The organism is Legionella clemsonensis, from assembly GCF_002240035.1.
Classification (GTDB): domain Bacteria; phylum Pseudomonadota; class Gammaproteobacteria; order Legionellales; family Legionellaceae; genus Tatlockia; species Tatlockia clemsonensis.
Window position 1 is genome coordinate 438569 of record NZ_CP016397.1, and the last position, 26461, is coordinate 465029.

A 26461-nucleotide genomic window follows, 5' to 3' on the forward strand; every position below is an offset into this window, starting at 1 on the left:
ACATCATGAAGCAATTACTTTATTTAGTTGCTGGTTTGGGAAAAACGGGACACTCTATTGCTGGTTATTTACGGCGGCGAAATTTGCCTTTTGTCGTTTTTGATACCCGTCGCGAAGTAACGGGATTGGCTGAGTTTGCTGCTGCATTTCCTGGTGTTGATATTTTTTTAGAAAATTTACCCCATGCTCTCTATCAACAGTTGGCGGGGATTATTGCAAGTCCTGGTATTTCGCTGGATGAACCTTTTTTGCAAGAAGCTTTTCGTCTTAACATTCCAGTGTTTGGTGACATTGAATGTCTGACTCGTGAGACATCTTCACCAATGATTGCTATTACTGGAACCAATGGCAAATCAACAGTCACAACCTTAGTTGGAGAAATGGCCAAGGCCGCCGGGTTGTCGGTAGCAGTTGCAGGTAATATTGGTCTGCCGGTTCTTGATCTTTTGGATAATGATCAAACTTATGACCTTTGGGTATTAGAGTTATCCAGTTTTCAGTTGGATTTGACGCATTCTCTTAAACCAGTAGCAGCCACTATTTTAAACCTTTCTCCTGATCATTTAGACAGGCATCATACTTATGAGGCTTATATTAATTCAAAGCAACGTATTTATCAAAATGCCCAAGTCCTTTTATACAATCGACAAGATGCCCATACCTATCCAAACACTGACCTAATTCAGGGTAATAAAGCCAGTTACGGTTTGGATAAGCCTGATGCTGCAAATTGGGGAATTGTTGAGAAAAATGGTAGGCCTTATCTTGCACAAGGTGAATACTGCTTTTTAGCAGTTGATGAATTACGTATTAAGGGAAAACACAACTGGCAGAATGCATTAGCTGCATGTGCTTTGGCTCGTGCAGCGGGTATAGATTTTCAATCTATCGTTAGCGTGCTCCAATCGTTTAAAGGGCTTCCCCATCGGTGTCAATGGGTTAGAACTTTAAATCAGGTTGATTGGATTAATGATTCCAAGGGAACTAACATTGGAGCCACACTTTCTGCCATTTCTGGAATAGGAGGTTCCATGCAGGGAAAAATTGTATTAATTGCCGGTGGCCAAGGGAAGGGGGCGGATTTTACTGAATTACGCAGCCCCGTGGCTGATTATGTGCGTTCGGTAGTGCTCATTGGTGAAGATGCAGACAAAATGGAGGAGGCTCTTGCTGATGTAGTACCAGTTCTTCGAGCACCTTCTCTTGATGGCGCTGTAGTACTGGCAAAAGAACAAGCCAAACCGGGAGATGTCGTATTGCTATCCCCAGCCTGTGCAAGTCTTGATATGTTTAGAGATTTTAATCACCGTGGTGAAGTATTTACTAATTTAGTAGGAAAGTTGTGAGTACGATGCATCCCAGACATTATAATTTGCGTGGAAAACCCACTCACAAACCCATTGCTCTTTATGACAAATGGTTGATGGGGGCTGTTCTGGGGCTAATTATAATCGGCTTGATGATGGTTGCTTCCAGCTCTATCATGATTTCTACCAAATATTATCATCAGCCTTTCCATTTTTTAATTAGACAAGCCTGTTATCTCTTTGCCGGATTTTTAACAGCACTGGTCGTCATGCGAATAGATAGTACATTTTGGGAAAAAACAAGTGTGCCTCTTTTGCTCATTTGTTTACTGATGCTTTTGCTGGTTTTAATCCCGGGAATAGGTCGTATAGTGAATGGTTCAAGACGCTGGCTGGCTTTTGGTCCTATAGGAATTCAGGTTTCCGAGTTAGCCAAGCTCACCATGGTTTTTTATGTTTCAGGCTATTTGGTGCGCCAGCAAGAGAGTGTCCGACATAGTGTGATAGGTTTCGTTAAGCCCATGATAATTTTAGGTCTGGTGTCGCTTTTGCTACTTAAAGAGCCAGATTTTGGCGCTACAGTAGTCATTTCAGGCACCGTAATGGCTCTTTTATTTTTAGCCGGGGTAAAATTTCGCTACTACATTGGGCTGCTAATTATTGTTACTTGTGGTTTAGCCATGATTGCGCTTGCATCACCTTACCGTGTAGCACGTATCACTGCTTTTCTGGATCCCTGGGCAGATCAATTTAACAGTGGTTATCAATTGACACAATCACTGATCGCTTTTGGGCGTGGTGGCTGGCTGGGTGTTGGTTTAGGTGACAGTGTGCAAAAATTATTTTATTTACCAGAGGCACATACCGATTTTTTATTTGCGGTGTTGGCTGAAGAACTGGGTCTGGTGGGCGTACTGTTGGTATTAATTTTGTATAGTATACTGGTGATAAGGGGTATAGCTATTGGTTTTACTGCTTACAGCCAGGAACGTTTGTTTGCCGCTTTTACAGCCTATGGACTAACATTCTGGATAGGATTGCAAGCAGCAATTAACATGGGAGTCAATTCGGGCTTACTACCTACAAAAGGGTTAACATTGCCACTACTGAGTTATGGTGGTGCCAGTATGGTAGTGAATTGTGTAGTTATGGCACTGTTATTGCGTATTGATCATGAAAACCGTTGGCAATCTTTAGGATTAAGAGCGCTAACCTAATAACCGTAGAGCAATGTATTGGTAAAAAATTCTTTGCAGACCAGTACGGCTCATACTAAAGGGGAATTTTGTGAATAACATAGGGCAGTTTCTATCACCAAGGATGGGTCGAGTAGAACAAATTCATTTTGTCGGGATTGGTGGCGCTGGAATGTGCGGTATAGCCGAGGTTTTGCATAATCAAGGTTATCGCATTACAGGCTCTGACCTTAGTGAAAGCCGTTCGGTACAGCGATTACAATCTTTGGGTATTCAAGTTTTTATTGGCCATCGCGTTGAAAATATTATGGGTGCAGATGTAGTTGTGCGCTCAACGGCTGTTAGCGCAGAGAATCCAGAGATTACTGCGGCAAATGAGCAATTGATTCCAGTGATTCCGCGTGCTGCCATGCTTGCAGAATTGATGCGTTTTCGACATGGTATTGCTATTGCCGGTACTCATGGCAAAACAACGACCACAAGTTTAGTCAGTAGTCTTTTGGCTGAAGGCGGTCTTGACCCCAGTTTTGTTATTGGTGGTAAATTGAATAGCTGTGGTACCAATGCTCAATTGGGAACCTCAGCCTATTTTGTGGCAGAAGCAGATGAAAGTGATGCCTCCTTTTTATTTTTGAAGCCGATGATGGCGGTTGTTACTAATATTGACGCCGATCACATGGGTACTTATGATGATAATTTTGATAAATTACGCAATACTTTTGTTGAATTCTTGCACCATTTGCCTTTTTATGGCTTGGCGGTCTTGTGTATTGAAGACCCGGAAGTTCATCGGATTCTTCCGGCAGTACAACGACCCACGCGTACTTATGGCTTTCGTGAAGAAGCTCACTATCGTGCGCTTGATTGGACGCAAAATGGCTTGCTAAGTGAGTTCAGGGTACAAAGACCTGCTCCTTTTACCTCCTTGACTATTCAATTTCAATGGCCCGGGCGTCATAACGTTTTAAATGCATTGGCTGCCATTGCTATTGCCACAGAACTAGGTGTTAATGATGAGTCTATTGTTAAAGGGTTAATGAACTTCCAGGGGGTAGGCCGACGCTTTCAAATGCTTGGAGAGCGGCGCTTTGAGCGAGGCTCTGCTATTATTGTGGATGATTATGGTCATCATCCACAGGAAATTCGTTCCACCATTGATGCATTTCGCCACGTTTGGCCAAACAAGCGATTAGTACATGTATTCCAACCTCATCGCTACAGTCGTACTCAGTCATTATTTAACCAGTTTGTCGATGCCTTAAGTTTGTCAGATGAATTACTGCTGATGGATATTTATCCAGCAGGAGAGCAGGCTATTCCCGGCTTAAGTAGTGAAACGTTGCTCAGGCAGATTAGCCAAAGTAATTCAAATGCAAGATTGGTTAATGAGAAAAATCTTACCCAGGTATTGGATGAGCTGATTACGGATGATAGTGTCATCTTAATGCAAGGTGCTGGTAATATTGGCCAGTTGGCGCTTAATTTAATGCAATCTTCAGTGCGAGAATCAGCGTGAAAACTATAGATACCACGAGTACGGAAGCTTACCAAGGACAGCTGCTGCTTAATGAGCCGCTTGCTGATTATACAACCTGGCGAGTCGGGGGTGTTGCGAGCAAATTGTATAAACCGGCCAATATCGCTGATTTAGCGGTTTTTCTCAGTCAATTACCCAAAGATGAGCCCTTGCTGTGGCTGGGTTTAGGAAGTAATTCCTTAATTAGAGACAAAGGATTTAAGGGAACCGTTATCTTGACTCAAGGCTGCCTTAAAGAGATCCGCTTAATTGGAGAGGAACTTGTTCATGTAGAGGCAGGTGTCTCCTGCGCTACGATGGCCAGATTTTGTGCTCGGGCAAATTTGGCGGGCGGTGAATTTTGGGCTGGAATTCCCGGTACGATGGGAGGCGCTTTACGAATGAACGCCGGTTGCTTTGGTGGGGAAACCTGGCAATCTGTAGTTGAGGTAGAAACGATAACGCGCAGTGGCGAGTTGCGAATACGAAAACCTGAAGAATTTGAAATAGCCTATCGTCATGTGGCAGGATTACAAGATGAGTGGTTCGTTGCCGCCACCTGTCGATTGGTAAAAGGGGAAAAGGAAAAATCCTTAAACCTCATTAAAGAGTTATTAACACATCGAGCAAATACGCAACCCACCAGTGAATATAACTGTGGCTCTGTGTTTAGAAATCCTCCCGGTAATTTTGCCGCCTGCTTGATTGAATCTTGTGGACTGAAAGGAAGGCAGATTGGGGGAGCAGTTGTTTCAGAAAAACATGCCAATTTTATAATTAACCAACAGGGTAGTGCCTTGGCCAGTGATATTGAATCCTTAATTGAGTTAATACGAGAGACAGTTCATCAACAAACCAATGTTGAATTAATTCGCGAAGTGCACATCCTCGGAGACCTTTAATGGCTAAATTGATTAATTTGTTATTGCTTTATGGTGGAAAATCAGGTGAGCATGAAGTTTCATTGGTTTCTGCGGCTTCTGTCTTGAGAGAATTGGATACCAGTAAGTATCGCATTATTCCTGTAGGAATGGATAAAGACGGACAGTTCTACTTAAATAGCTATGAAGAATTAAAAGCGTTTAAAGAAAGTTTGCCTGTAAAAACAGCGCAATCACGTGTCATCCCCAGCCTGCTAATGAATGGCCGTTTAGCCGTTGATGCAGAGGTTGTCTTTCCTGTTGCTCACGGCCCGCTGTACGAGGATGGCTGCTTACAAGGGCTTCTGGAATTAGCGGGTGTTGCCTATGTAAGTTGCGATGTATTAGCATCTGCAATTGGTATGGACAAAGATATAGCAAGGCGTCTTGCTTGTAATGATACAATTCAGTCAGCACGTTATCGTACATTATCCTGGTATTCTACTCCTTCAGAGAGACAACAATTCTGCCGGCAAGCTGCAGATGAGTTAAATTGGCCTTTGTTTGTAAAACCTTGTTCGCTAGGTTCAAGTGTTGGCATTCATAAAGTAAGAAATATGGCGGAACTAACCGCTGCAGTGGAGGATGCCTTGCGTTATGATGAAACCATTTTGGTTGAAGAAGGTATTTCGGGGCGAGAAATTGAATTGTCCGTGTTGGAAAATACGTCACCTTCAGCTGCGCCCAGAGTGAGTCTTCCAGGTGAAATTCGTATTCATCACACGGATGGATTTTATTCTTATTCCGCCAAATACCTGGAAAGCAGTCAAACTGAACTTAAAGTTCCTGCCCAACTGTCATCAGAACTAGTAAAGCGGCTACAAACGATTGCAGGCGACATTTTTACCCGGTTAAAATGTAAGGGAATGGCAAGGATAGATTTTTTTGTTGATGAGCAACAAAACAAGATATATTTCAACGAAATTAATACTATCCCTGGATTTACGCCAATCAGTATGTATCCAAAATTGTGGCAGGTAAGTGGACTTGAATATCCACAGCTTCTGGATGAATTAATTCATTTAGCAATGATTCATCAGCGTTGTCGACAACAGTTAGTGACTGACTATCAGTAAACATAGCCTGGGACAAGGCAACTAGATTAAATGAGGGGTGACAGGGTACGCGGATGGATGCTGATACTGGAAAGCTGCGCTATGCGAGCTTTTTAACACTACTAATTATTTGTGCTCTTTTTTTAGCTGCCAGATTAATCTATTTATATTTGGCTGATTCAAAAAGATTTCCTATAAATACAGTTAAAATCGCTGCAAGCTATCATCATATTACTCACAAAGATCTCGAATCAGTGTTGACAAAATATTTGGATTCCAGCTTCTTTTCACTGCCTGTTGCCAAACTATATGCTGATCTTAGTGCCTTTGATTGGTCGAATAAAGTTCAAATCGAACGTATTTGGCCGGACACGCTAAAGATTACCTTAGTGGAGAAAGTACCGGCAGCGACATGGAATAATGCCATGATTACTGAGGAAGGTGAGCTATTCAATCAAGGAGGAAGACTGGATGCCTCTCTTCCTCATTTGAGTGGCCCTGCAAATCAACAGAAGGAAGTCTTACAAGTTTATAAAAAAATGAGTAAGATATTATCAATATATGGTTTGCATGCAGCCTCATTAGAGTGGCGTAATAATCGAGCTTGGGAGTTAACTTTAGCGAATGGTGTACAGTTGCGCTTGGGAAAGCGAGATTTAGAAACAAGAATTATCCGATTCTGTAAAGCGTATCCTGCTGTTTTTGCAGAAAAATCCGAGCAGTTGGCAAGTGTAGATTTACGTTATCCACGAGGCATGGCAGTGCAATGGAAAAAATAAGCGGGAAAATAATGGCAAAAAAATTAGAAAAAAATATCATCACCGGTTTAGATATTGGTACTTCAAAAGTAGTCGCTCTTATAGGTGAAGTCGCTGCGGATGGTGCAATTGAAATTATAGGTCTTGGGCGTCATCCCTCCCGCGGACTAAAAAGAGGCGTTGTTGTGGATATTGAAGCAACAGTGAACTCCATTCAGCGTGCTGTTCAGGAAGCGGAATTGATGGCCGGTTGTGAAGTGCGCACAGTCTATGCAGGAATTGCCGGCAGTCATATTCGCAGTTTAAATTCTCATGGCATTGTTGCTATCAAAGATTTGGAAGTCTCGCAAGTCGATGTGGAACGTGTCTTGGATGCAGCTAAAGCAGTAGCAATACCTGCCGATCAGAAAATTCTGCACATTCTCCCTCAAGAATTTATTATTGATAACCAAGGTAGTATTCGTGAACCGGTTGGCATGGCCGGAGTGCGGCTTGAGGCGCGTGTACATATTGTAACTGGCGCTGTAAGTGCTGCACAAAATATTGCTAAATGTGTGCGACGTTGCGGTTTGGAGGTAAGTGACATTATTCTTGAACAGCTGGCATCCAGTCATGCTGTATTAACTGAGGATGAGAAAGAACTTGGTGTTTGTTTAATTGATATAGGTGGTGGCACTACAGATATCGCAGTATTTGCAGAGGGAGCAATTCAATACACAGCGGTTATTCCTATTGCTGGTGATCAAGTTACCAATGATATTGCGATGGCTTTACGTACGCCAACCAAGGCAGCAGAGGCAATTAAAGTAAAACATGCTTGTGCCATGCCCGAAATGTGTAACACGAATGAAATGATTGAAGTGTTAAGTGTAAATGAACGGCCTGGACGAAAAATATCCACCCGAGTGCTTTCTGATGTGGTATCTGCACGCTATGAAGAATTATTCTCCCTGGTACGTAACGAATTGCGGCGAAGTGGCTTTGAGTCTCGTGTTGCTGCTGGTATGGTAATGACGGGTGGAGGCTCTTGTGTTCAAGGTGCTATTGAGTTAGCTGAAATGTGTTTTGAAATGCCTGTACGTCAAGGCTGTGCTCATCATGTTTCTGGTTTGGTAGAAGCTACAGTCAATCCATCGATGACAACAGGGGTTGGGTTATTGTTACATGGTTTTCAACAGCAATATGAAGGCAGCTATAATGTAGCCAATTTAAATGATAGTGGCAAAGGCGTATGGGCACGGATGAAAGAATGGTTTAATGGTAATTTCTAAATATAGGGATGATGCAGATAAGCAGAATAGTATCTGTAAATCATTTAATGACATCGAAAGTACAGTTCTACTTCCCGTAATAACGCTGGTCAAGTTGCGGGAAATCGAGACGAAAATATTGGTTAAGTTTAAATCATTAGGTACTCTAGTAGGTTTAATCCAGATAGGTTACAATGAGATTATTTTGTTGGGATAGAACCTCGTTATTGGCAGAATTTTTGAGGGGAGAGGTCAAATGTTTGAATTAACGGAAAGTCAACCAGACAATGCCGTAATAAAAGTTGTTGGTGTTGGCGGTGGTGGTGGTAATGCAGTTCAACACATGGTGGCTGAGAATATCGATGGTGTTGAATTTATTTGTGCCAATACTGATGCTCAAGCGCTCAAAAATTCAAATGCTAAAATTCATATTCAGCTTGGTGAAGAGTTGACGAAGGGATTGGGCGCCGGTGCTAATCCTCAGATAGGTCGTGAAGCTGCTGAAGAAGACAGAGACAGAATTAAAGAAGTACTGGCTGGTGCTGACATGGTATTCATTACTGCTGGTATGGGAGGGGGCACCGGAACAGGAGCAGCACCCGTATTCGCTGAGGTGGCGAAAGAACTTGGCATTCTCACCGTAGCCGTTGTTACTAAACCTTTCTCCTTTGAAGGCAAACAACGTGCCTTGGCTGCTGAAGAAGGAATTCGTCGTTTGGGTGAGCATGTTGACTCTTTGATTACTATTCCTAACAACAAACTACTGAGTGTCTTAGGAAAAAATATTAGCCTTTTAAATGCTTTCAAAGCGGCTAATAATGTTCTCTTAGGGGCGGTAAAAGGTATTTCTGATTTAATTACTCGTCCAGGTCTAATTAATGTGGATTTTGCTGATGTTCGCACAGTAATGTCTGAAATGGGCATGGCAATGATGGGAACTGGGAGTGCCACGGGTGAGCAGAGAGCTCGTCAAGCTGCCGAGGCAGCAATTGCCTCTCCGCTGTTAGAAGATGTTAATTTTTCTGGAGCTCGGGGAATTTTAGTAAATATCACCGCTGGTCTGGATATGTCTATTGGCGAGTTTGAGGAAGTGGGCGATGTTGTCAAAGAATTTATTTCAGATGATGCAACAGTAGTAGTTGGTACGGTCATTGATCCTGAAATGACAGATGAAATGCGCGTTACTGTTATTGTAACGGGACTTGGTGATCATCGTGGCCGTCCTCAACAGCAAACAGTTGCAGCAGCTAAAACACGAATCGCAGAAACAACTCGTAGCGATGGTACGTTTGACTATCAGCAATTTGACAGGCCCGCTGTAATGCGCAAGCAAGCTGCTGTAAGTGCAAAGTCAACCACTGAAGCTTCAATACCTGATGTTGATTATCTTGATATTCCTGCCTTCTTACGACGGCAAGAAGAAAGCGTTGAATAGTCCTTTTGGTTTAGCTTTTTGTAAAACTGCTTTAGAAATAACCATGTCATTCTGTATTCAGTCAGAATGACTGGATTGGTACTAAACAGCATTAAAAAGATTAGACTAATCAATAAATTGTTGATATCATTTGGCAGTTTATTGCGCTTAAAAATGGGATATCAAAAAGGTGATTACTGAATGATAAAACAAAGAACTCCAAAGAAAGTCATTCAAGCAACAGGTGTAGGTTTACATTCCGGAGAAAAAGTTTTACTTACCTTGCGTCCCGCTCCCATAAACACCGGTATTGTTTTTAGGCGTACTGACTTAAATCCTATAGTAGAAATCCCTGCTCTCTATGATCAGGTCGGCGACACAATGCTTTGTACTTCATTGCAGCGTGATGGCGTGAAGGTTGCTACAGTAGAGCATTTGCTTTCTGCGTTTGCGGGTTTAGGTATTGATAATGCCTATGTGGATATTAATGCGCCTGAAATTCCCATCATGGATGGCAGTGCTGCTCCCTTTGTATTTCTTATTCAATCTGCTGGCATTCGTGAACAAAGTGCAGCCAAACGATTCATCCGTATATTAAAGCCAATTCGAATTGAGGATGATGGTAAATATGTGCAGTTTCTTCCCCATAATGGCTACAAAGTTTCTTTTACTATTGATTTCGAGCATCCGGTTTTCAATGACAAGCCACAGATGGCCAGTTTTGACTTTTCGACAACCTCTTATGTAAAAGAAGTATGTCGTGCACGAACGTTTGGTTTTCTCTCTGATTATGAGAAGTTGCGCGAAAATGATTTAGCGAAAGGTGGTAGTTTAGATAATGCCATTGTGGTTGATGACTATCGTATTCTCAATGAAGATGGTCTGCGTTTTGACTCAGAATTTGTGACACATAAAGTTCTGGATGCTATTGGAGATCTTTATCTTCTAGGTTGTGGGTTAATTGGTGCCTTTGAAGGTTATAAATCCGGACATGGCTTGAACAATCGCCTTCTGCGAGAATTAATGGTGCGTCAAGATGCTTGGGAATACACTTATTTTGATGCAGAAAATTATCAGCCTACTGTGGTGGCAGAGTCAGATTTTGTACCTGCTGAAGCTTGATTAATAGAGTAAAGTGATAGCTCTATTTCCTTCTCATTTATTCCTGAAATTTAAAATCCGGAACGGTAGCAGTTTTTAAAACTAATAAAGCCAAATTTTAAAAAATTTGGTTGTAATATTTCCTTTCTTACGTTTAAAAGCATTTCTAATAATTTTAATTCCTTTGCTATAATTAACCAAAGTGATTAATTGTCACTCATAATGAGGCATTATCGTCGCGCAATCAAAAAATTAAAAATTAAGCTGATCTCAATAAAATTGATATATCAGCTATATGGTTTTTTTGGCTTATTCAGATTTATAACTCATGATCATAAAAGCCTTAAAAATATCAATAGAATGTATTTCCTCACCCACTTAAATAAGGATTATTCCAATAAAATTGTAACTGAATTTTTGAAAAATACAGAAATAAAAGCAACAATTGATCAAAGAATAGTAAGCAATCCAAATTTAGAAGCATTCCAAAAATTACCGCAAGATACCCTGGGATTTCAATATTATAAATTTCTTAAGGAAAATGAGATAAAGCCTTTTGTTTTTGTCCCTCCGTACTACAAAATTTGTGGGATTTATAATTATATTTGTATAAGAATGATTGAGACGCATGATATTTATCATGTCATTCTCGGTGCAGATACAGATTTTATTGGTGAGGCAATTGTGGCTAGCTTTACCATTGCTCAGCTGCCAACCTATTTACCTCCAGGGGTACATATCGCTGCTGGAATATTATCTGTGGCAATTGATGGAACCATCCCTTTAGATAAGTCTATTGATGCAATTCTATTGGGATATTCTCAAGGGAAAAAAGCCAAACTGTTATTTACGATTGATTGGAGTGGCTTATGGGAAAAAAATCTTGAACAGATAAGAAAAGATTTAAATATTGATGTAAAAATGGGGTAAGCATAGTGGATTTCAGCGCTAGTGATCTTAAAAAATATTTACTCGAGAATTTAGAAAAAAACTCCCCTTTAATAGCGTTTTGCCAACCAAAAATAGATTTTATTACAGAGAAAGCTTGCCAGGTTAGATTGCCGCTTAATGAGCATACCAAGAGTCATATCGGCTCTATGGGATTTGGAGCGCTTGCTGTAGGTGCCGATCTGACTGGTGGATTATTGGCCTGGTTTCATATTCAAGCCATGACCAATAATTTTGACTTTTGCTTTGCAGCAGCTGAAATAAAATTTTTAAAAAAACCCACTTCTGAAGTCATTTTTTGTTGCCGGGATGGAGAGCTAATATCTGCCGGTCTCCAGTCATTGCAGGCAAAACAAAAAATTAATATACCCCTTAACATTATTGCCACAACAGAGTCAGCTCTTTTTGAAAAAAGAGTGGCCATTTTTAATCTAAATTTATCAATAAAAAATCGAGGATAGTTTATTTGTCTATAATGAAATCTATAACTCCTTAATGAGATACTTATGCCAAAAGTATTAGTAATCAATGGGCATGGCGCTAAAACCGGTCAAAAAGTTCAGGTTAATGCGCAGCATAGTATCATCACACCCGGCAGTGCTGAAAATAGTTATGTGATTTCTTTCGATAATCAGTATCGTCACCTGGAAGAAATGACCTCTCAAAATAAAATTTGGCCTCTTGTTGATGCCCAGAAAAATCCAGTTCAATGGCATCGATATCGCGATGCTGCTATAGACGAAATACAAATTAGCCCCTTACAAGATCAATTTAGTTTTTCATACTTTGCCAACCTGGTTCTTAACCAACAAACAAAATGGGAAAACCTTTCAACGCCTTCTCATGATGTAATGCAACGTAGTGTTTTAGCAGTTAAAATGCCTAATGGTTTAACAGAAATTTTGGAAGGGAAGCAACTGGAAGATTATTTAAGAACTGCTACAAAAGGAACAAACGAAGGACGACCTTTATTTTTCTGTGATAAAGAACTGGGTAAAATAAAGCCAATGGGAAAAACTTCCTTATCTGAAGTTTATGCAGCACTTAATCATATAGAGGAGTTTAAAAATACTGAGACGGAAATGATTGTTGCAACCTGTAGCCCTGCTCATTCCAAAGGGGTTCAGCAAATTCAGGTACAAACTAAATTACCACCGACAGAGTTTGCAGCGACTGCCTTTATAGATGTCCATGCTCCCCAATCTAATCCGGCATCTGTTTCTGAATTAGAAGTTGCTAACCCCTCCTTTATCGCTACTTCTTCTGCAGATATCCCTGCCGGTATGGATATACCTGAGGATGAGATCCCTGCTGGTATAGATTTCTCAGATACCCCCGCTGGTATAAATAGCTCTTATGGGGAATCTGTTCCTGCTGATGTAGGAGGGGTCTCTTATGAAGCGAATATTCCTGCTGGTGCAGATGTTTCTTATGAAGAAAATATTTCTGAAGATGGCTCTTATGAAGAAGATACTCCTGCAAATGTAGGTGCAGAGGCCTCTTATAGTGAATGTATTTCTGAAAAGTGTAATTTCCTTAAAAGTCAGTTGCAATCTATAAAAGACCCAGAGCCCAAGCTTTCAACATCTCAGCTTGAGTCTATTAAAAACCATATTAATGCATTAAAAAAGGAAAAGGAGAGTCTTTGGTGTAGCAGTAAAGACCTTAAGCAAGTAAAAATTGATGCCTTAGAACAACTGATTATCCATGCGGAAACAATGTCTGGCAAAAAGGCTGTTGAAAAGATTAAAAAGGATTATCCTCAAGTTATGCAAGGAAAAATTAGTACGCGTACAGCAGACTTGCTTAACTCATTGCTTGAATCACAAGATGACAGTGAGAAAATGCAAGAGAACTTAAAATGATTGCTTTAATCAACTTTAAAAAATAGTCTTGACACAAATTTTTTTTTCATGTCAATTTTTAACTTTCCCATGACATCAATTAGCCGCATTTGCAACCGTGAAAGGAACTCTGGAAGTAAAGCAAAATTTGTAGGTGAGACTACCTGTTTATTCCGGTAAATTAGCTAATTTACGCAAAGCATTCTTTAGTGGCTCATAGGTACATTGTTGGCTAGCAGAGTGAATTGTATACCGACTGTTAACGGATAATGTTGTTGCTTTTGTGGTTTTAACATTTGCAGAAATCGCTGCGGAGGATTCTTCGATTAAAATTTTAATTCCAGTCAAGGAGTGAAGTCCAGCCTCTTTTCTCAATCGATCGCGGAGTTCGGGGACACTATAACGTAATTCCGTAGCCCAGGCAGCATTGCTAATGGTTAATGATAATGAACCTTTGATAAAGCTGCCTACCTTGCAATGATTGGCTATCTGCGGTGGTAAATAGCGTTTAATCATCGTATTTAATCCTTCCAGCTCCATGGAAGTTAGACAAATTTCCATTAGCTTGGGATTCAAGCAGCGATTGATACGACGCATGACACTCTTGGATAATAAAATTTAAAGAATACCAAACTTCTTAAAATTAAGCTTCTAAAAATTACCTTTGAATACCTTGGGCAATGCGGCATTTTGTAGAACAGTAATTGATGACAGTAATCGGTATCTGCAATATGATAAGAAGGTTTTAATTAGAGTGAAGAAGGATGATAATGACGGACAGAAATGTCGTATATTTTGCAAGACTCCATTGGATTTTATTCTTCTGGCCAATGGCACTTGCCTGTTTTGCCATTTTTTTGGGTGCACAAATTAATCAATTAAAAGAGGTTGCGTTACTGTTTCTTTTCGTTGCTTTAATTTGGACGCTAATGACTTGGGTAACCTATCATTTTTCCTCATTAACGATAAAGAAAAAGCAGGTCATTCTGCGTACTGGGATGTTAGTAAGACAAACAATTGACATTCCTTTGTCCAAAATTGAATCCATTGATATTCGTCAGTCTGTATTGGGAAGCATTTTTCGCTATGGTTCATTAGTCATTACCGGAACAGGCGGTACTCGCCATGTGATGAATTTTTTAGACAAACCGCTCACCTGCAGACGGTATATTGAACAACTGATGCATGAATAATCAACATTGGTCAGGGCAGTTTTTTAAACAATCCATACAGTCGATTGTTCCTTTAAAAGAAAGTTATCCTCATCAGACGGATCTGGTTATACTCCAGGATGGCAGCCAATGGGTTTGTAAAATTCTTACTAAAAACACCTGGCTTGGGCCGATAGATTCCACCCACTTTGTCTTTACTGAACAGGTGGCCAGTTGTGTTGCCCAAAAACTGGATTGCACGTTTGCTCCCCTGAGTCTGGAGGAGGGAAGGCAACAGTCGCATTCTCGCTATTTAATTGTTCCTTATTGCCAGGGTAAATTAGTGACTGTAGTTACGCAAGAGCAAGCAATGGCCCTAGGGTGCTTACTTGCGAAACTGCATGAGTTATCATTGTCCCACCTTGAGGCGCAAGAATTTCCGCGGATTTATTTACCAACGAAACATACACATCCTGCATGGCTTGAGTTACTGGTTCGGCGCTGTAATGCACTTTGCCATTATGAGAAAGCGTCGCGGGTGGTTAGTCATCGTGATATTCATTTACAGAATGTAATTTGGAAAACAGCAAAAGAACCCTATCTGATTGATTGGGAAAGTGCAGGTCTTATTCACCCTTTTGTTGAATTAATAGGTTTGGCTATCAATTGCTCTGGCTTGGCAAATTATCAATTCAATAAGCTACTTTTTCAGGCAACTTTAAAAGGATATGCTTATCAAAAAGGCAAATTACCTCGCTCAAACAATAACCTTTGGGAGATGTGCTTGCATAGTTGGCTTCTTTGGTATGCTTATAGTTTAAAAAAAGAATGGTACGCTGATGCTCAAAGTACGTTACGGGTTATTGAATTAATTAGGGTGAAAATGCCTGAGCTACAAGCAACTTATGCTGCAGCCATGAAATAAAAATTTTTGTTCTATGTGAGCGCTGAATCGACCCTGTTAATTAGCAATAATAGTCAAATGACAGATTCATTGATGCGTTAAGATTGTTGAGTAAATGAAGCAATTATGTTGAGAATAGCATGAATTATGAGCATCAATTAAAAAAAGTGATTGAGTTTATTGGTAAGCATCTTGACGATAAGATCACTCTATCTCAACTAAGCGATATTGCCTGCTTCTCAAAATATCATTTTCATCGCTTGTTTACAGCCTATACTGGTTTATCTTTACAGCAATACATCCGTTGGCTACGTCTGAAACGGGCTGCTCATCAATTAATTATTGATAAAAATAAACCCATTATTGAAATAGCAATCAATGCGGGGTTTGAATCTCATGAGTCCTTTACTCGCGCCTTTAAACAAAGCTGTGGTATGAATCCCAATGAGTTCAGATCACACTCGAGCTGGCAAGTTTGGGAAAATTCTCCTTATTGTTTGTCCCAACAAGGTAATTTGACAATGAATATAGTTATTAAAACAATGAAAGAAAGGCGTTTGGCTGTTTTAGAGCACCGCTGCGATCCAAAAAAGGTTGGAGAAAGTGTTAATCGACTGGTTAGCTGGGCAAAATCTCAAACAATAAACTTAAAACCTAAGGCCGGAGAAGCGTTTGCTTTTGCCTATGATGATCCAAAGACAACACCTGCCTCAGAGTTTCGCTTTGATCTTTGTATTACTGTACCAGAGCAGGTAAAGCTCGGAGGAGCAGTCATTGAAAAACGCTTACCGGCAGGTCGCTATGCAGTGGCGGTACATACAGGAAGTCGTGACAATATTGCTAATACAGTTTACGGTTTGTATCGTGATTGGCTACCCCATTCAAATGAAGCGTTGGGTGATTTACCCTGCATTTTCTGTTATTACAATTTTGATCATGAAGTTGCTGAAACAGAATTGTTAACAGAATGTTGGTTATTGTTGAAGTAATTTATGGCTTATTTTCCTTAATAATTCTTGTTCTGTAGCACAGTTTTTTAGTTGATTTGGCCGTATTTTAAATTTTCAAAATGGAGGACTTGGCTGATTTTGCTCTGTTGTATCGTCAGGAGTATTTCTATCTGGGGCTGCAAGAGCAGGGTTAGCAGGACTTAGAGAAAGACTGGTAATTGAGGAGAGTAGAAGCGCCTGTAAAGCACGTAAATGAGCTGAAGGCAAGTTGGATTGCGGAAGAGAGTTTCCAAAAAATCCAAACGTGCTAAGCCCCGAATTCTGAGGGGATGTCTGCCAGGCTTGTGTAGCCTCTTGTTGCCAGATTGCTAAAAATTGCGCCCATGGCTTGGATGAAGGTACTATCTGTCATAACGCATAACCCTTCTACTAATCCGGCTTGCTGACATTGATAAACAAATATATAGAGAATTTCATCAATCAGCTTTCTAGTAGATTTTATCGAGTACAAATAGCTCAGAAGAATCATTCTAAAATAGGATTCGGGTGCAATCGATGGCCGACTATTGTTAGGACAGTACAAGTCTTCCGTTAATGAAGCTACAAATGAAAAATCAACAGATTGATTAACTTTCTTGAAATTGTGTGTATAGTGTGTATAATTAAGGAGATGAAAAGCGCAGAAATAATAAAAATAATAGAACGCGATGGTTGGGTGCAATGTCACCAGAAGGGGAGTCATTGCCAATTTAAACACCCACCAAACAGGGCAGAGTGACAGTGCCTCATCCTAAAAAAGATTTACCTATAAAAACAGTGTCCAGTATATTTAAACAGGCTGGTATTAATAAGGAGGATATTAAATGAGGTATCCAGTAGTGATCCATAAAGATGAACGTAGTGATTTTGGTGTAAGTGTCCCTGATATTCCTGGATGCTATTCTGCTGGTAGCACTTATGATGAGGCATTAACTAACGCAATTGAAGCGATTGAATGCCATTTAGAAGGATTATTAATGGATAATGATTCCCTTCCAGTAGCTACAACAATTGATCAATGGATTAATGACGAAGAATTTCAAGGTGGGGTATGGGCATTTATTGACATTGATTTAAGTCAAATATCAGGTAAGGCAAAACGCATTAATATTACCATGCCAGAGCGCGTTTTAAGCCTGATTGATTTGTATGCTAAAAATCATTCTATAAAAAATCGCTCTTCATTTTTGGCCGATGCAGCACTGAGTTATATGGAAAGTCATAAGTGATGAAAAGGACTTGTTAAGTAATGTCTGTTGCGCATTATTCTAGCGCACGCACATCCAGATCAAACTGGCAATGTTAATCAGTCGCTACTGTCGCAAGAATAAAGAGTTGACTTTATTGGTCTACCATCCTGTGATGCAACCACAATTCAGAAATAATTTGCCGAGCTTCATTATTTAAAATTGATAGAGCTTGCACAAAGCCTAAACAAAATATAAAGCAGGGAATAAAAGCTCCTAGTAGAAGTAAAGCAATAATAAACCCAGTTTCCATCAAAGATGGATAATAATACTTTCTAATTTTATAGACGCTAACAAGAAACAACTAAAAATTGTAGAATTTATAAGTAACCTTGTTTCTTTAAGACGATTTTTGCGTGATCTGATTTCTTCAATGGCCCCCGGGCTTTTATTAAATTTATTTGCTGGTTTTTCATTGGGATTAAACCAAAATCGGTGCTTGGCATACTAATATTCAATCGGGATCTTAAAATGAAGATAATTGAGTTATAAATTGAGATAGAATACTCAACTAGAATACGCTTGTACTCTTTTATCTGATAAATTCTATTATCCTGAAAAGACAACAACTCTATTTTTTATGAAATCTAATCATCAAGTAAAAATTATTCTGGCCAGTTCTTCCCCAAGACGCTTGCAAATATTGCAAGAGCATGGTTTAACTGCTGTGGTTATGCCTGCCAATATTGAAGAAATTCAACTAAAAGGGGAGGATGCTAAAACTTATGTAACTCGGCTTGCCAGAGAAAAAGCGCAAGCTATCTTGCCACAGATAACAGTAGGCACCGCTAATTTAATTCTGGCAGCAGATACTACGGTGGCTTATCAGCATCATATTTTGGAAAAACCTGTTGATAAGGAAGAGGCCTACAGCATGCTAAGTCTGCTTAGCGGTAATACACACGATGTTTATACCGGTTATGCCCTAATTTTTCTGCCAGAACAACAATGGTGGATTGATGTGGTAACAACGAAGGTTACTTTCCATCCCCTTTCAAAACAACAAATACAACACTATATTGATTCAGGTGACCCCTTTGATAAAGCTGGAGGGTATGGCATTCAGCAAGTACGTGATACGTTTGTAAAAAAAATAGAAGGATCTTATTACAATGTGATGGGCTTGCCGATTGAGGAAATTTTAAAAAAAATTTCTCTCGGGTAGACTACAAAATAGATTATTTTGCGAGGCTAGTTTAATTATAGGGTAGATTTATTAAATCTAGGTTAGATTTAGTCGGCATGAAAGAAGATAGTTTTTGATTAAGTTAAAATATAATTATTCATTATTTTGCTCTAATTGATTGGATTGACTGAGACTGTCAATCCACACTTCGATAATTTCCTATAGTTTGCGCGAATTACTTCTCTTCGCTTGCAGTATAACCACACCCTTCATGCGGACAAATAATTTGTCGGCCGGAACGTTTGGTTTCTTTGACAGTGAGTAAAGGCCAGGCACATTTGGGGCATGACTTATCGATAGGCTCATTCCAGAGCGCATAGTCACATTTTGGATAAGCACCACAAGAATAAAATATTTTTCCTTTGCGTGATTTGCGTTTCAGAATTGTCGCACTATGGCACTTAGGACATTCCACCCCTGTGTCGGCTGGCTTTTCAAGAGGCTCTATGTATTTGCATTGGGGATAATTGCTGCAGCCAATAAAGCGACCATAACGACCTGTTTTAATATGCAAGGAGCCTGCACATTCTGGGCAAACGCGTCCTTCAATCACCTCTGCTTCAGGTTTTTCGCTCTCTTGGGTATTTAAATCTTGTGTATAGTCACAATCGGGGTAGCCTGTGCAACCAATAAAACGACCACGTTTACCAAGACGAATAGCTAAGGGCTTTCCACATTTAGGACAGGTCTCTTCAAGTGTCTCAGTGGTAATGTCTTTGCGTTGAACTTGGGTGTCCGTGTTTTCAATTTGGTTGATAAATGGTTTCCAAAACTCTTCCAAGACAGGAATCCATTCCCGTTCACCGCGTGATATCGCATCCAGAGTATCTTCCAGTTCGGCAGTAAACTTATAATCCACATAACGGGTAAAGTGACCGGTTAAAAAACGATTGACAATGCGTCCCACATCGGTAGGAACAAAGCGCTTTTTATCAACAATCACATATTCACGCTGTTGCAGTGTGTGAATAATTGTTGCGTAAGTTGAGGGGCGACCAATATCATATTCTTCCAAGGCTTTGACTAGAGATGCTTCCGAATAGCGAGGTGGTGGTTCAGTGAAATGTTGATTCGCAAGAATATCGTGCAAATTGACTTTTTCACCCACTTTTAATGAAGGTAGCAAGGCATTTTGCTCATCATCTTGAATATCATCCCGTCCCTCTTCATAAACGGATAAAAAACCTGGAAAAATGATTGTAGAGCCTGTAGCACGGAACATGTTGCCCTGACCACAGCTTAAATCCACAGCGACAGTATCAATAACAGCATCGGTCATTTGGCAGGCAATGGTACGTTTCCAAATTAAACTATAGAGCTTGAGCTGGTCAGTAGTAAGTGCCTGTTGAACCATTTCGGGGGTTCGCCTAATGGAAGTCGGACGAATGGCCTCATGAGCCTCCTGCGCATTTTTGGATTTTGTTTTATAAAGACGGGGACTCTCCGGACAATTGTCTTTGCCATAGCGCTCATCAATGAAATTACGAATTTCATCAATAGCTTCCTTTGCCAGATTGACGGAATCTGTACGCATATAGGTAATTAAACCCGTTGTACCAGTACCAATATCAATTCCTTCATATAACTGCTGGGCTATCATCATTGTCTTGCGGGCGGTAAATCCTAGTTTTCTTGCTGCTTCCTGTTGTAAGGTCGAGGTAATAAAGGGAGAGGCCGGTTTACGCTTACGTTGTTTCTTCTCAATGTTGTCAACCAACAGAGTACCCTGAGCTTGCTGGAGCAGGCTATCTCTGATTTGATGGGCTTGTGTTGTCTCATTAATCGTAAATTGTTGCAGCTTCTCTTTGGCAAAATGGGTAAGCCTCGCCTCAAATGCATTATTTTCATGTTCACATAAGGCAATAATGCGCCAATATTCTTGAGGTACAAATCGCTCAATTTCTTCTTCTCGCTCGACAATAAGTCTTAAAGCTGGACTTTGTACACGTCCTGCAGATAAGCCACGGCGAATTTTCTTCCACAATAAGGGAGATAAGTTAAAGCCTACCAGATAATCAAGTGCGCGGCGTGCTTGTTGCGCATTGACCAAATCCATGGAAATAGAGCGTGGATTACTGATAGCTTCCTGGATGGCCGACTTTGTAATTTCGTTAAAGAAAATACGATGAACTTCTTTGTTATCTAGTAAATTGCGTTCTTTCATTAATTCATACACATGCCAGGAAATGGCTTCACCTTCGCGATCAGGGTCAGTGGCGAGTAAGAGCGAATCGGAATGCTTTAACGCTTTGGCAATCGATTCAATGTGGCGCAAATTTTTTTCAATGGGCTTGTAGTTCATGGCAAAATGGTTGTCAGGATTTACCGAACCCTTGCGAGGAGCCAAATCTCTCACATGCCCATAAGAGGCCAAAACATCATAATCTTTCCCTAAATATTTTTGGATTGTTTTAGCTTTCGCGGGCGATTCCACGATAACCAAGTGTCTGCTCATAAAAAATTAACCTTTCCTTGTGTAATAAAATTAATGTAAGGCTAGTTTGTCTTCTTTTTGGTATAGCACAAGATCAAGAAAAGCTAGTTGATTAGCATCGAGGTTATCGGCAAGTGTATTACGAATTGTCCATTTTGTTTCCTGCAAAGTCACAAAACGGGATTCGGAAAATAAAAGCTGGTTAATAATTAATTCCATTGTGTCTTGAGCAATGATGCCCCAGAGAATGAGACGGGTTAGAAATTGATAACTTGCTTTAGTAAATTTCCGTTGTTCATCTTCGGTGAAAATACGGATAGTTTTATTTTGTGCATCTTTCAGGTATAGAGTACGACTCTCCAAACTTGAATTGTCAATCGATTCGTCATTGTCTAGATTAATACCTGCTGTTTGACTTTCTTTTAATTGCGCCAGGCTTTTTTCAAAAAAACTCATTAACATTTCAAACAAGCTGTCTTTCATTACGCACACCTCATGTAGCCACCGGGAACTGCTTTCACAAGCCCCTTTAATTCTAATGTAGCCAGAGAACTGACTACCTCTTCAATACCTAACCCGCTTCGTGCCATGATTTGATCTACGGTTGTTATTTCAAAGCCAATGCACTTTACTAGGTTTTTGTTATCCGTGGCAAGGGATAGTGTTGCGTTAGTTTGGTTGACTTGCTTACTATCCAGATTTAATTCCTCCAGAATATCCTGTATGGATGTCACTAATCTTGCTCCTTGTTGTAGAAGATAATGACAACCTCTGGCTTGGGGGTTCAATATAGAACCCGGGATAGCCAATACATCTCGATTTTGCTCTAGCGCTAATCGAGCTGTAATGAGTGAGCCACTCTTGACTGCTGCCTCAACTATCAATGTGGCCAAGGATAAACCGCTTATTATACGATTTCTGCGTGGAAAATGTCCAGCCATTGGTGGGGTTTTTAAAGAAAATTCACTCAATAACAAGCCGGTTTGACAAATTTTTTCCGCTAATTGCTTATGCTGCCGTGGATAAATACAATCGATGCCTGTTCCCATCACTGCAACAGTTTTTCCATTGGCTTCTAAACAGCCTTTGTGGGATTGAGCATCGATCCCTAGGGCCAAACCACTCACAATGGTTAATTGATTACTGGCTAATTCCATTGCAAAACGTCGAGCTGTTTCACAGCCAGTAACAGAAGGTTTTCGACTGCCTACCATAGCGATGGTAGGTTGATCGAGGCAGGATAAATCGCCTATCGCATAAAGAATCATCGGCGGATCAGCAATTTCTTTAAGTAAAGCAGGATAATTAGGTTCTTCGATTGAGATGAGAGAATGGTGATTTTTTTCTGCCCAATGCAAGTCGGCTTCAATGTCTTTAAAATTAAACGATTTAATGGAGTGAGCGATACGAGAAGAGAGCCCCATTTGTTCCATTTCTTGCTGTGTCAAATCAAACAGCCTTTTTAAATTTGGCCACCGCTGTAATAATTTCGCACTGGTACGAGGACCTATGCACGGTATTTTATTTAAAGCGAGCAAATAAGCCTTATTTTCCATAATGATTATTCCGTTAGTGCCATTAGTGCAAGAATTAACCTCTAGAAATGAATAATAACTATCTTATAGAGACTATGAAGGTCGGCATCTTGCAGCAATACGAGGTGTGGGCGATAATATCATGCATTATTTGTTTTAAATAGCTAGTTATGACTATACGTAAAATTCTTTATTTGCCTGATGAAAGGTTACGACTTGTCGCCAAACCTGTTGAGCAGTTTGATGAAAATTTGCAAACTTTAATCGAGGACATGTTCGAAACAATGTATAACGCCAATGGTGTTGGCCTTGCTGCGCCACAAATTGGTGTGAGCTTGCGTTTATCAGTGGTCGATGTAATTGGTGACAAAACAAAGCAGTTGGTTTTAGCAAATCCAGAAATTATTGCTTCCGAAGGGGAGATGGAATATCAGGAAGGTTGCTTGTCTGTTCCAGGTGCCTATGATACTGTCGTTCGTGCCAGAAAAGTAACGATTCGGGCTCAAGATCGCTTTGGGAAACCCTTTGAAATGACTGCTGAAGGATTACTCTGCGAATGCTTTCAACATGAGATTGATCATCTGAATGGCAAGTTATTTATTGATTTACTCTCTCCGCTTAAACGAGCGATGGCGAGAAGAAAACTCGATAAATACAAGCGTAATAGGACTCGTAAATAGCTCATCCTCAAGTGCAAGTCTTTCCTGTTTTAGCGAGGAGTAAATTTGAATATTGTATTTGCTGGCACCCCGGAGTTTACCTTACCCTGTCTTGATGCTCTGTTTAAGTCATCTCACCAATTAATGGCGGTATATACACAACCTGACAGACCAGCTGGCCGTGGCCGTAAGTTACAACCCTCGGCAGTAAAAAATTGGGCATTGTTACACCAGATACCTATTTATCAGCCAGAGAATTTTCGTAGTGATGAAGAAGTGACCACATTGGCAGATTTAAAGCCGGATGTGATGGTAGTAATTGCCTATGGCCTTATCCTACCGCGGAAGGTGCTCTCCATTCCCAAATTTGGTTGCATTAATGTACATGCCTCATTGCTCCCGCGCTGGCGCGGTGCTTCACCTATACAACATGCCCTATTACATGGGGATACTGAAACAGGTGTGACTATTATGCAAATGGATGCCGGTATGGATACCGGTGATAAACTTGCACAGGCAAGCTGCCCAATTTTTCCAGAGGATACGGCAGAAACACTGCACAACAGGCTTGCACAACTGGCAGTAGAGCCTTTATTGTCAACTTTGAAAGCATTAGAGCAGGGCGAGGCCAAACCAGAAGCTCAGAATCACGCCGAAGCGACTTATGCCAGTAAAATTAATAAAGAGGATGCTGTCATTAACTGGCATAAAGAGGCTAATGAAATTCATAATCAAATTCGCGCCTATAATCCCTGGCCAGTTGCTTATACAAGAGCCGGAGAGGAAGTTGTGCGCATTCATCGTGCTCATGTGGTTGAATATGATGGTGAAGCGGTTCCCGGGACTATTCTTAAGCTTGATAAACAGGGCATGTTGGTTGCTACCGGAAAAGATGCAATTAGGGTGGAATGTATTCAATTTCCAGGTGCAAAAATGATGAAAATTGTTGACTGGTTAAATGCCCACCGCTCACAGTTACATGTAGATCTTGTTTTACGATGAAAAAAAATGAACGCTTACAAGCTTTAAAGATTCTGACAAAGGTAATACAAGAAAAGAGTCCTCTTTCTCATTATCTGCAGCTAACTAATGACCTGACCCCCTTTACCAAAGAGCTTTGTTTCGGGGTCTGTCGGCAGTATTTTCGCTTAAAAGCAATTGCTGAAACACTGGTAGACAAAAAGCCAAAAGCCATTGATGTTTGGCTTGCCTTGCTCATGGGGTTATATCAATTGCAATTTATGCACAAGCCAGATTATGCCGTCGTGCAAGAAACAGTTAATCTGCTAGCTCAAATGAAAAAAAATTGGGCTAAGGGATTGGTCAATGCTGTTTTAAGACGATTTTGTCGGGAACAACAACAGATATTATCCCAATTACAGGATAATGAGGCATTTGTTTTTGGTCATCCAACCTGGTTGCTGCAACAATTACGCCAGGACTGGCCCAAAAATTGGCAAGCCATTGTGTCGGCTAATGACAGCCATCCTCCGATGAGTTTACGAGTCAATGCGCGTCATACCACAAGAGAACGCTATTTGCTGCAGTTACAACAAACTGGCATAGAAGCTTACCCTCATCACTATTCGCTATCGGGTATACGTCTTGAAACACCTTGTGATGTCTATGCCTTACCTGGATTTGCGGCAGGGCATATTTCTGTTCAAGATGAGTCAGCACAATTGGCTGCTTCTTTACTGGCTTTGAAACCAGGTTTAAGAGTACTTGATGCCTGTTGTGCGCCAGGGGGAAAAACTTGCCATATTCTGGAAACAGAGCCTCATTTGGACTCTTGTGTGGCTTTGGATGTGGATGAGAAGCGTTTGCAGCGTGTAAAAGAAAACTTAACCCGTTTAAAACTAGAGGCTACACTTATTCAGGCTGATGCCCTAAATACTTCCTCCTGGTGGGATGGTAAGCCTTTTGACAGAATTCTTCTTGATGCTCCCTGTTCAGCGACCGGTGTGATTCGCCGTCATCCCGACATTAAGTTGCTAAGAACAAAAGAAGAGATAGCTGTAGTTGCCAACTTGCAATTAAATTTGCTACAACATTTATGGCCTTTGCTTTCGCGAAATGGTTTGTTGGTTTATGCAACCTGTTCCATTATGAAAAAAGAAAATGAACAACAAATTGCAACATTTCTAGCAGGTCAGACGGATTGTACGGTAATTACAGGGGATAAACCTTGGGGACATAACACGGGTTTCGGGTGGCAAATTTTTCCTAAAGAACAAGGTGGTGATGGGTTTTTTTATAGTGTGCTGAGGAAGGAATAATCATGCAAATTAATTGGCCTTTAGTCATTGTATTATTCTGCTTATCGTTGCCTGGAGTAATCATTGCTGTACCACGCCTCATTAATCTATTACTTCCTGACAATAGTGACGTTCTAAAACGACGTATCAGCCGACTGGCAATGGGACAAACTTTATTTATGGTTTTGTTAATGACCTTTGCCGGCAGTATATTATCTTTAAAAACAGGATTAAATGCACCGATTTTAGAGGCTTTATTAGAGGGAAGGGCTAGTTTTTCACCCGTTCAGGAGATGCTGCTGCCAGTTTTTTTAGTAACGGCTGGTGGTTTAATGGTCTTTCTTGTTCTTTATTATGGTGTTGTTGCTAGTATTCTGGATGAAAAAACTTTTCAAACCATGCGTAAGGTAAGAGCCATATTGGGTATTGATGGTTGTATTCTGTATGGCGGAGTGGTTGAGGAGGTTATTGCGCGTTGGGGACTACTGAATGTATTGACTTTTTTTTCCATTCTTTTTTCAGGAAGCAGAAGTCCTTTAATTGTTTGGATAGCCCTCTTTTTAAGTGGTATTGTTATTGCCCTTGGTCAACTTCCTGCCTATTTGGCTGCAGGCTGTCAATCAAGTCGGCGCTTTATTTACAGCATGCTCTTATTAAATAGTTGGCAGGCGATGTTGTTTGGCTGGATTTTTTGGCAATACGGATTAATTGCCGCGATAGGTGCTCATATTCTTTTTCATATCGGCTGGTATCTTTACGATAAAACGTAAAAATTGCGTAAACTTACCC

General features: G+C 40.5%; 27 protein-coding genes and 1 pseudogene. 22 read left to right on the forward strand and 6 right to left on the reverse strand.

Annotation, left to right across the window (positions count from 1 at the left end):
* Window positions 1-5 precede the first annotated feature (5 nt).
* From murD to clem_RS01905, 12 genes are all read left to right on the forward strand, one after another.
* Window positions 6-1346, forward strand: a complete 1341-nt coding sequence (murD, locus tag clem_RS01845) for a UDP-N-acetylmuramoyl-L-alanine--D-glutamate ligase (RefSeq protein WP_094090055.1) — start codon at window positions 6-8, stop codon at window positions 1344-1346.
* Window positions 1347-1351: 5 nt separating this feature from the next.
* On the forward strand, window positions 1352-2524 hold the full coding sequence (ftsW, locus tag clem_RS01850) for a putative lipid II flippase FtsW (protein WP_198333218.1): 1173 nt from the start codon (window positions 1352-1354) through the stop codon (window positions 2522-2524).
* Between the two features lie 70 nt (window positions 2525-2594).
* Window positions 2595-4019 carry a UDP-N-acetylmuramate--L-alanine ligase gene (murC, locus tag clem_RS01855; protein ID WP_094090057.1) on the forward strand — a complete coding sequence of 475 codons (1425 nt, stop codon included), beginning with the start codon at window positions 2595-2597 and terminating at the stop codon, window positions 4017-4019.
* 5 nt (window positions 4020-4024) lie between these two features.
* Window positions 4025-4921: a UDP-N-acetylmuramate dehydrogenase gene (murB, locus tag clem_RS01860; RefSeq protein WP_198333227.1), complete on the forward strand. Its 897-nt coding sequence runs from the start codon at window positions 4025-4027 to the stop codon at window positions 4919-4921.
* Entirely contained in the window at window positions 4921-6015 is a 1095-nt protein-coding gene (locus clem_RS01865) for a D-alanine--D-alanine ligase family protein (protein WP_094090059.1), read from the forward strand. The genes murB and clem_RS01865 overlap by 1 nt, the downstream gene beginning before the upstream one ends.
* A gap of 53 nt (window positions 6016-6068) precedes the next feature.
* Window positions 6069-6773 (forward strand): cell division protein FtsQ/DivIB, encoded by a 705-nt coding sequence (locus clem_RS01870; protein WP_094090060.1) that lies wholly within the window; start codon window positions 6069-6071, stop codon window positions 6771-6773.
* A gap of 11 nt (window positions 6774-6784) precedes the next feature.
* Complete coding sequence (gene ftsA, locus clem_RS01875) at window positions 6785-8023, forward strand: cell division protein FtsA (RefSeq protein WP_198333179.1); 1239 nt, start codon at window positions 6785-6787, stop codon at window positions 8021-8023.
* A gap of 235 nt (window positions 8024-8258) precedes the next feature.
* Complete coding sequence (gene ftsZ, locus clem_RS01885; RefSeq protein ID WP_094090063.1) at window positions 8259-9437, forward strand: cell division protein FtsZ; 1179 nt, start codon at window positions 8259-8261, stop codon at window positions 9435-9437.
* 180 nt (window positions 9438-9617) lie between these two features.
* A complete protein-coding gene (lpxC, locus tag clem_RS01890; RefSeq protein ID WP_094090064.1) occupies window positions 9618-10538 on the forward strand; it encodes a UDP-3-O-acyl-N-acetylglucosamine deacetylase in 921 nt (306 codons plus the stop codon).
* A gap of 201 nt (window positions 10539-10739) precedes the next feature.
* Window positions 10740-11447 (forward strand): Coq4 family protein, encoded by a 708-nt coding sequence (locus clem_RS01895; protein ID WP_094090065.1) that lies wholly within the window; start codon window positions 10740-10742, stop codon window positions 11445-11447.
* Between the two features lie 5 nt (window positions 11448-11452).
* Entirely contained in the window at window positions 11453-11926 is a 474-nt protein-coding gene (locus clem_RS01900; RefSeq protein ID WP_094090066.1) for a hotdog family protein, read from the forward strand.
* A 45-nt stretch (window positions 11927-11971) separates the two neighbouring features.
* A complete protein-coding gene (locus tag clem_RS01905) occupies window positions 11972-13330 on the forward strand; it encodes a hypothetical protein (protein ID WP_094090067.1) in 1359 nt (452 codons plus the stop codon).
* A gap of 147 nt (window positions 13331-13477) precedes the next feature.
* On the opposite strand, the gene clem_RS01910 is transcribed toward clem_RS01905, so the two are convergent.
* Window positions 13478-13906, reverse strand: a complete 429-nt coding sequence (locus tag clem_RS01910; RefSeq protein ID WP_094090068.1) for a DUF721 domain-containing protein — start codon at window positions 13904-13906, stop codon at window positions 13478-13480.
* A 173-nt stretch (window positions 13907-14079) separates the two neighbouring features.
* Here clem_RS01910 and clem_RS01915 point away from each other — a divergent pair, with 173 nt between their 5' ends.
* The 3 genes from clem_RS01915 to clem_RS01925 all read left to right on the forward strand — a co-directional run bounded on the left by clem_RS01915 (window position 14080) and on the right by clem_RS01925 (window position 16353).
* The gene (locus clem_RS01915) at window positions 14080-14502 is read left to right on the forward strand and encodes a PH domain-containing protein (protein ID WP_094090069.1); all 423 of its coding nucleotides are present in this window, start codon (window positions 14080-14082) and stop codon (window positions 14500-14502) included.
* Complete coding sequence (locus clem_RS01920) at window positions 14495-15385, forward strand: phosphotransferase family protein (RefSeq protein WP_094090070.1); 891 nt, start codon at window positions 14495-14497, stop codon at window positions 15383-15385. The genes clem_RS01915 and clem_RS01920 overlap by 8 nt, the downstream gene beginning before the upstream one ends.
* A gap of 119 nt (window positions 15386-15504) precedes the next feature.
* On the forward strand, window positions 15505-16353 hold the full coding sequence (locus clem_RS01925) for an AraC family transcriptional regulator (protein WP_094090071.1): 849 nt from the start codon (window positions 15505-15507) through the stop codon (window positions 16351-16353).
* A gap of 75 nt (window positions 16354-16428) precedes the next feature.
* Here clem_RS01925 and clem_RS14705 read toward each other — a convergent pair whose 3' ends face one another.
* Window positions 16429-16581, reverse strand: a complete 153-nt coding sequence (locus clem_RS14705) for a hypothetical protein (protein ID WP_157698147.1) — start codon at window positions 16579-16581, stop codon at window positions 16429-16431.
* A 40-nt stretch (window positions 16582-16621) separates the two neighbouring features.
* A complete protein-coding gene (locus tag clem_RS15375) occupies window positions 16622-17056 on the reverse strand; it encodes a transposase (RefSeq protein WP_094090072.1) in 435 nt (144 codons plus the stop codon).
* Between clem_RS15375 and clem_RS01935 the strand changes: the two are divergent.
* The 3 genes and pseudogenes from clem_RS01935 to clem_RS01945 all read left to right on the forward strand — a co-directional run bounded on the left by clem_RS01935 (window position 16985) and on the right by clem_RS01945 (window position 18765).
* Window positions 16985-17181 (forward strand): annotated as a pseudogene (locus clem_RS01935) (type II toxin-antitoxin system HicA family toxin). The gene clem_RS15375 and the pseudogene clem_RS01935 overlap by 72 nt on opposite strands.
* Window positions 17178-17582: a type II toxin-antitoxin system HicB family antitoxin gene (locus clem_RS01940; RefSeq protein WP_094090073.1), complete on the forward strand. Its 405-nt coding sequence runs from the start codon at window positions 17178-17180 to the stop codon at window positions 17580-17582. Before clem_RS01935 ends, clem_RS01940 begins: the two are co-directional and overlap by 4 nt.
* Window positions 17583-18180: 598 nt before the next feature.
* Window positions 18181-18765 carry a Maf family protein gene (locus clem_RS01945; protein ID WP_094090074.1) on the forward strand — a complete coding sequence of 195 codons (585 nt, stop codon included), beginning with the start codon at window positions 18181-18183 and terminating at the stop codon, window positions 18763-18765.
* A 196-nt stretch (window positions 18766-18961) separates the two neighbouring features.
* Here clem_RS01945 and topA read toward each other — a convergent pair whose 3' ends face one another.
* The 3 genes from topA to dprA are packed head-to-tail and all read right to left on the reverse strand — an operon-like array spanning window position 18962 to window position 22776.
* Window positions 18962-21241: a type I DNA topoisomerase gene (gene topA, locus clem_RS01950; RefSeq protein WP_094090075.1), complete on the reverse strand. Its 2280-nt coding sequence runs from the start codon at window positions 21239-21241 to the stop codon at window positions 18962-18964.
* A gap of 30 nt (window positions 21242-21271) precedes the next feature.
* Window positions 21272-21703, reverse strand: a complete 432-nt coding sequence (locus tag clem_RS01955; protein ID WP_094090076.1) for a DUF494 family protein — start codon at window positions 21701-21703, stop codon at window positions 21272-21274.
* The gene (gene dprA / locus clem_RS01960; protein ID WP_094090077.1) at window positions 21703-22776 is read right to left on the reverse strand and encodes a DNA-processing protein DprA; all 1074 of its coding nucleotides are present in this window, start codon (window positions 22774-22776) and stop codon (window positions 21703-21705) included. Before dprA ends, clem_RS01955 begins: the two co-directional genes overlap by 1 nt.
* Window positions 22777-22925: 149 nt before the next feature.
* Here dprA and def point away from each other — a divergent pair, with 149 nt between their 5' ends.
* Genes def through clem_RS01980 form a run of 4 tightly spaced genes read left to right on the forward strand, consistent with a single transcriptional unit; the run spans window position 22926 to window position 26442 of the window.
* Window positions 22926-23435, forward strand: a complete 510-nt coding sequence (def, locus tag clem_RS01965) for a peptide deformylase (protein ID WP_094090078.1) — start codon at window positions 22926-22928, stop codon at window positions 23433-23435.
* A 45-nt stretch (window positions 23436-23480) separates the two neighbouring features.
* Window positions 23481-24416 carry a methionyl-tRNA formyltransferase gene (fmt, locus tag clem_RS01970; protein WP_094090079.1) on the forward strand — a complete coding sequence of 312 codons (936 nt, stop codon included), beginning with the start codon at window positions 23481-23483 and terminating at the stop codon, window positions 24414-24416.
* Complete coding sequence (gene rsmB, locus clem_RS01975) at window positions 24413-25693, forward strand: 16S rRNA (cytosine(967)-C(5))-methyltransferase RsmB (protein ID WP_094090080.1); 1281 nt, start codon at window positions 24413-24415, stop codon at window positions 25691-25693. Before fmt ends, rsmB begins: the two co-directional genes overlap by 4 nt.
* A 2-nt stretch (window positions 25694-25695) precedes the next feature.
* Window positions 25696-26442 (forward strand): CPBP family glutamic-type intramembrane protease, encoded by a 747-nt coding sequence (locus clem_RS01980; RefSeq protein ID WP_094090081.1) that lies wholly within the window; start codon window positions 25696-25698, stop codon window positions 26440-26442.
* The last annotated feature ends 19 nt before the right edge of the window (window positions 26443-26461 follow it).

Excerpts from the sequence above, each read along its gene's own strand:
- murD (WP_094090055.1), top strand. The coding sequence starts at position 6 with ATGAAGCAATTACTTTATTTAGTTGCTGGTTTGGGAAAAACGGGACAC.
- ftsW (WP_198333218.1), top strand. The coding sequence starts at position 1,352 with ATGCATCCCAGACATTATAATTTGCGTGGAAAACCCACTCACAAACCC.
- clem_RS01865 (WP_094090059.1), top strand. The coding sequence starts at position 4,921 with ATGGCTAAATTGATTAATTTGTTATTGCTTTATGGTGGAAAATCAGGT.
- clem_RS01870 (WP_094090060.1), top strand. The coding sequence starts at position 6,069 with ATGGATGCTGATACTGGAAAGCTGCGCTATGCGAGCTTTTTAACACTA.
- ftsA (WP_198333179.1), top strand. The coding sequence starts at position 6,785 with ATGGCAAAAAAATTAGAAAAAAATATCATCACCGGTTTAGATATTGGT.
- ftsZ (WP_094090063.1), top strand. The coding sequence starts at position 8,259 with ATGTTTGAATTAACGGAAAGTCAACCAGACAATGCCGTAATAAAAGTT.
- lpxC (WP_094090064.1), top strand. The coding sequence starts at position 9,618 with ATGATAAAACAAAGAACTCCAAAGAAAGTCATTCAAGCAACAGGTGTA.
- clem_RS01895 (WP_094090065.1), top strand. The coding sequence starts at position 10,740 with ATGAGGCATTATCGTCGCGCAATCAAAAAATTAAAAATTAAGCTGATC.
- clem_RS01905 (WP_094090067.1), top strand. The coding sequence starts at position 11,972 with ATGCCAAAAGTATTAGTAATCAATGGGCATGGCGCTAAAACCGGTCAA.
- clem_RS01910 (WP_094090068.1), bottom strand. The coding sequence starts at position 13,906 with ATGCGTCGTATCAATCGCTGCTTGAATCCCAAGCTAATGGAAATTTGT.
- clem_RS01915 (WP_094090069.1), top strand. The coding sequence starts at position 14,080 with ATGACGGACAGAAATGTCGTATATTTTGCAAGACTCCATTGGATTTTA.
- clem_RS01920 (WP_094090070.1), top strand. The coding sequence starts at position 14,495 with ATGAATAATCAACATTGGTCAGGGCAGTTTTTTAAACAATCCATACAG.
- clem_RS01925 (WP_094090071.1), top strand. The coding sequence starts at position 15,505 with ATGAATTATGAGCATCAATTAAAAAAAGTGATTGAGTTTATTGGTAAG.
- clem_RS15375 (WP_094090072.1), bottom strand. The coding sequence starts at position 17,056 with ATGACTCCCCTTCTGGTGACATTGCACCCAACCATCGCGTTCTATTAT.
- clem_RS01940 (WP_094090073.1), top strand. The coding sequence starts at position 17,178 with ATGAGGTATCCAGTAGTGATCCATAAAGATGAACGTAGTGATTTTGGT.
- clem_RS01945 (WP_094090074.1), top strand. The coding sequence starts at position 18,181 with ATGAAATCTAATCATCAAGTAAAAATTATTCTGGCCAGTTCTTCCCCA.
- topA (WP_094090075.1), bottom strand. The coding sequence starts at position 21,241 with ATGAGCAGACACTTGGTTATCGTGGAATCGCCCGCGAAAGCTAAAACA.
- clem_RS01955 (WP_094090076.1), bottom strand. The coding sequence starts at position 21,703 with ATGAAAGACAGCTTGTTTGAAATGTTAATGAGTTTTTTTGAAAAAAGC.
- dprA (WP_094090077.1), bottom strand. The coding sequence starts at position 22,776 with ATGGAAAATAAGGCTTATTTGCTCGCTTTAAATAAAATACCGTGCATA.
- def (WP_094090078.1), top strand. The coding sequence starts at position 22,926 with ATGACTATACGTAAAATTCTTTATTTGCCTGATGAAAGGTTACGACTT.
- rsmB (WP_094090080.1), top strand. The coding sequence starts at position 24,413 with ATGAAAAAAAATGAACGCTTACAAGCTTTAAAGATTCTGACAAAGGTA.
- clem_RS01980 (WP_094090081.1), top strand. The coding sequence starts at position 25,696 with ATGCAAATTAATTGGCCTTTAGTCATTGTATTATTCTGCTTATCGTTG.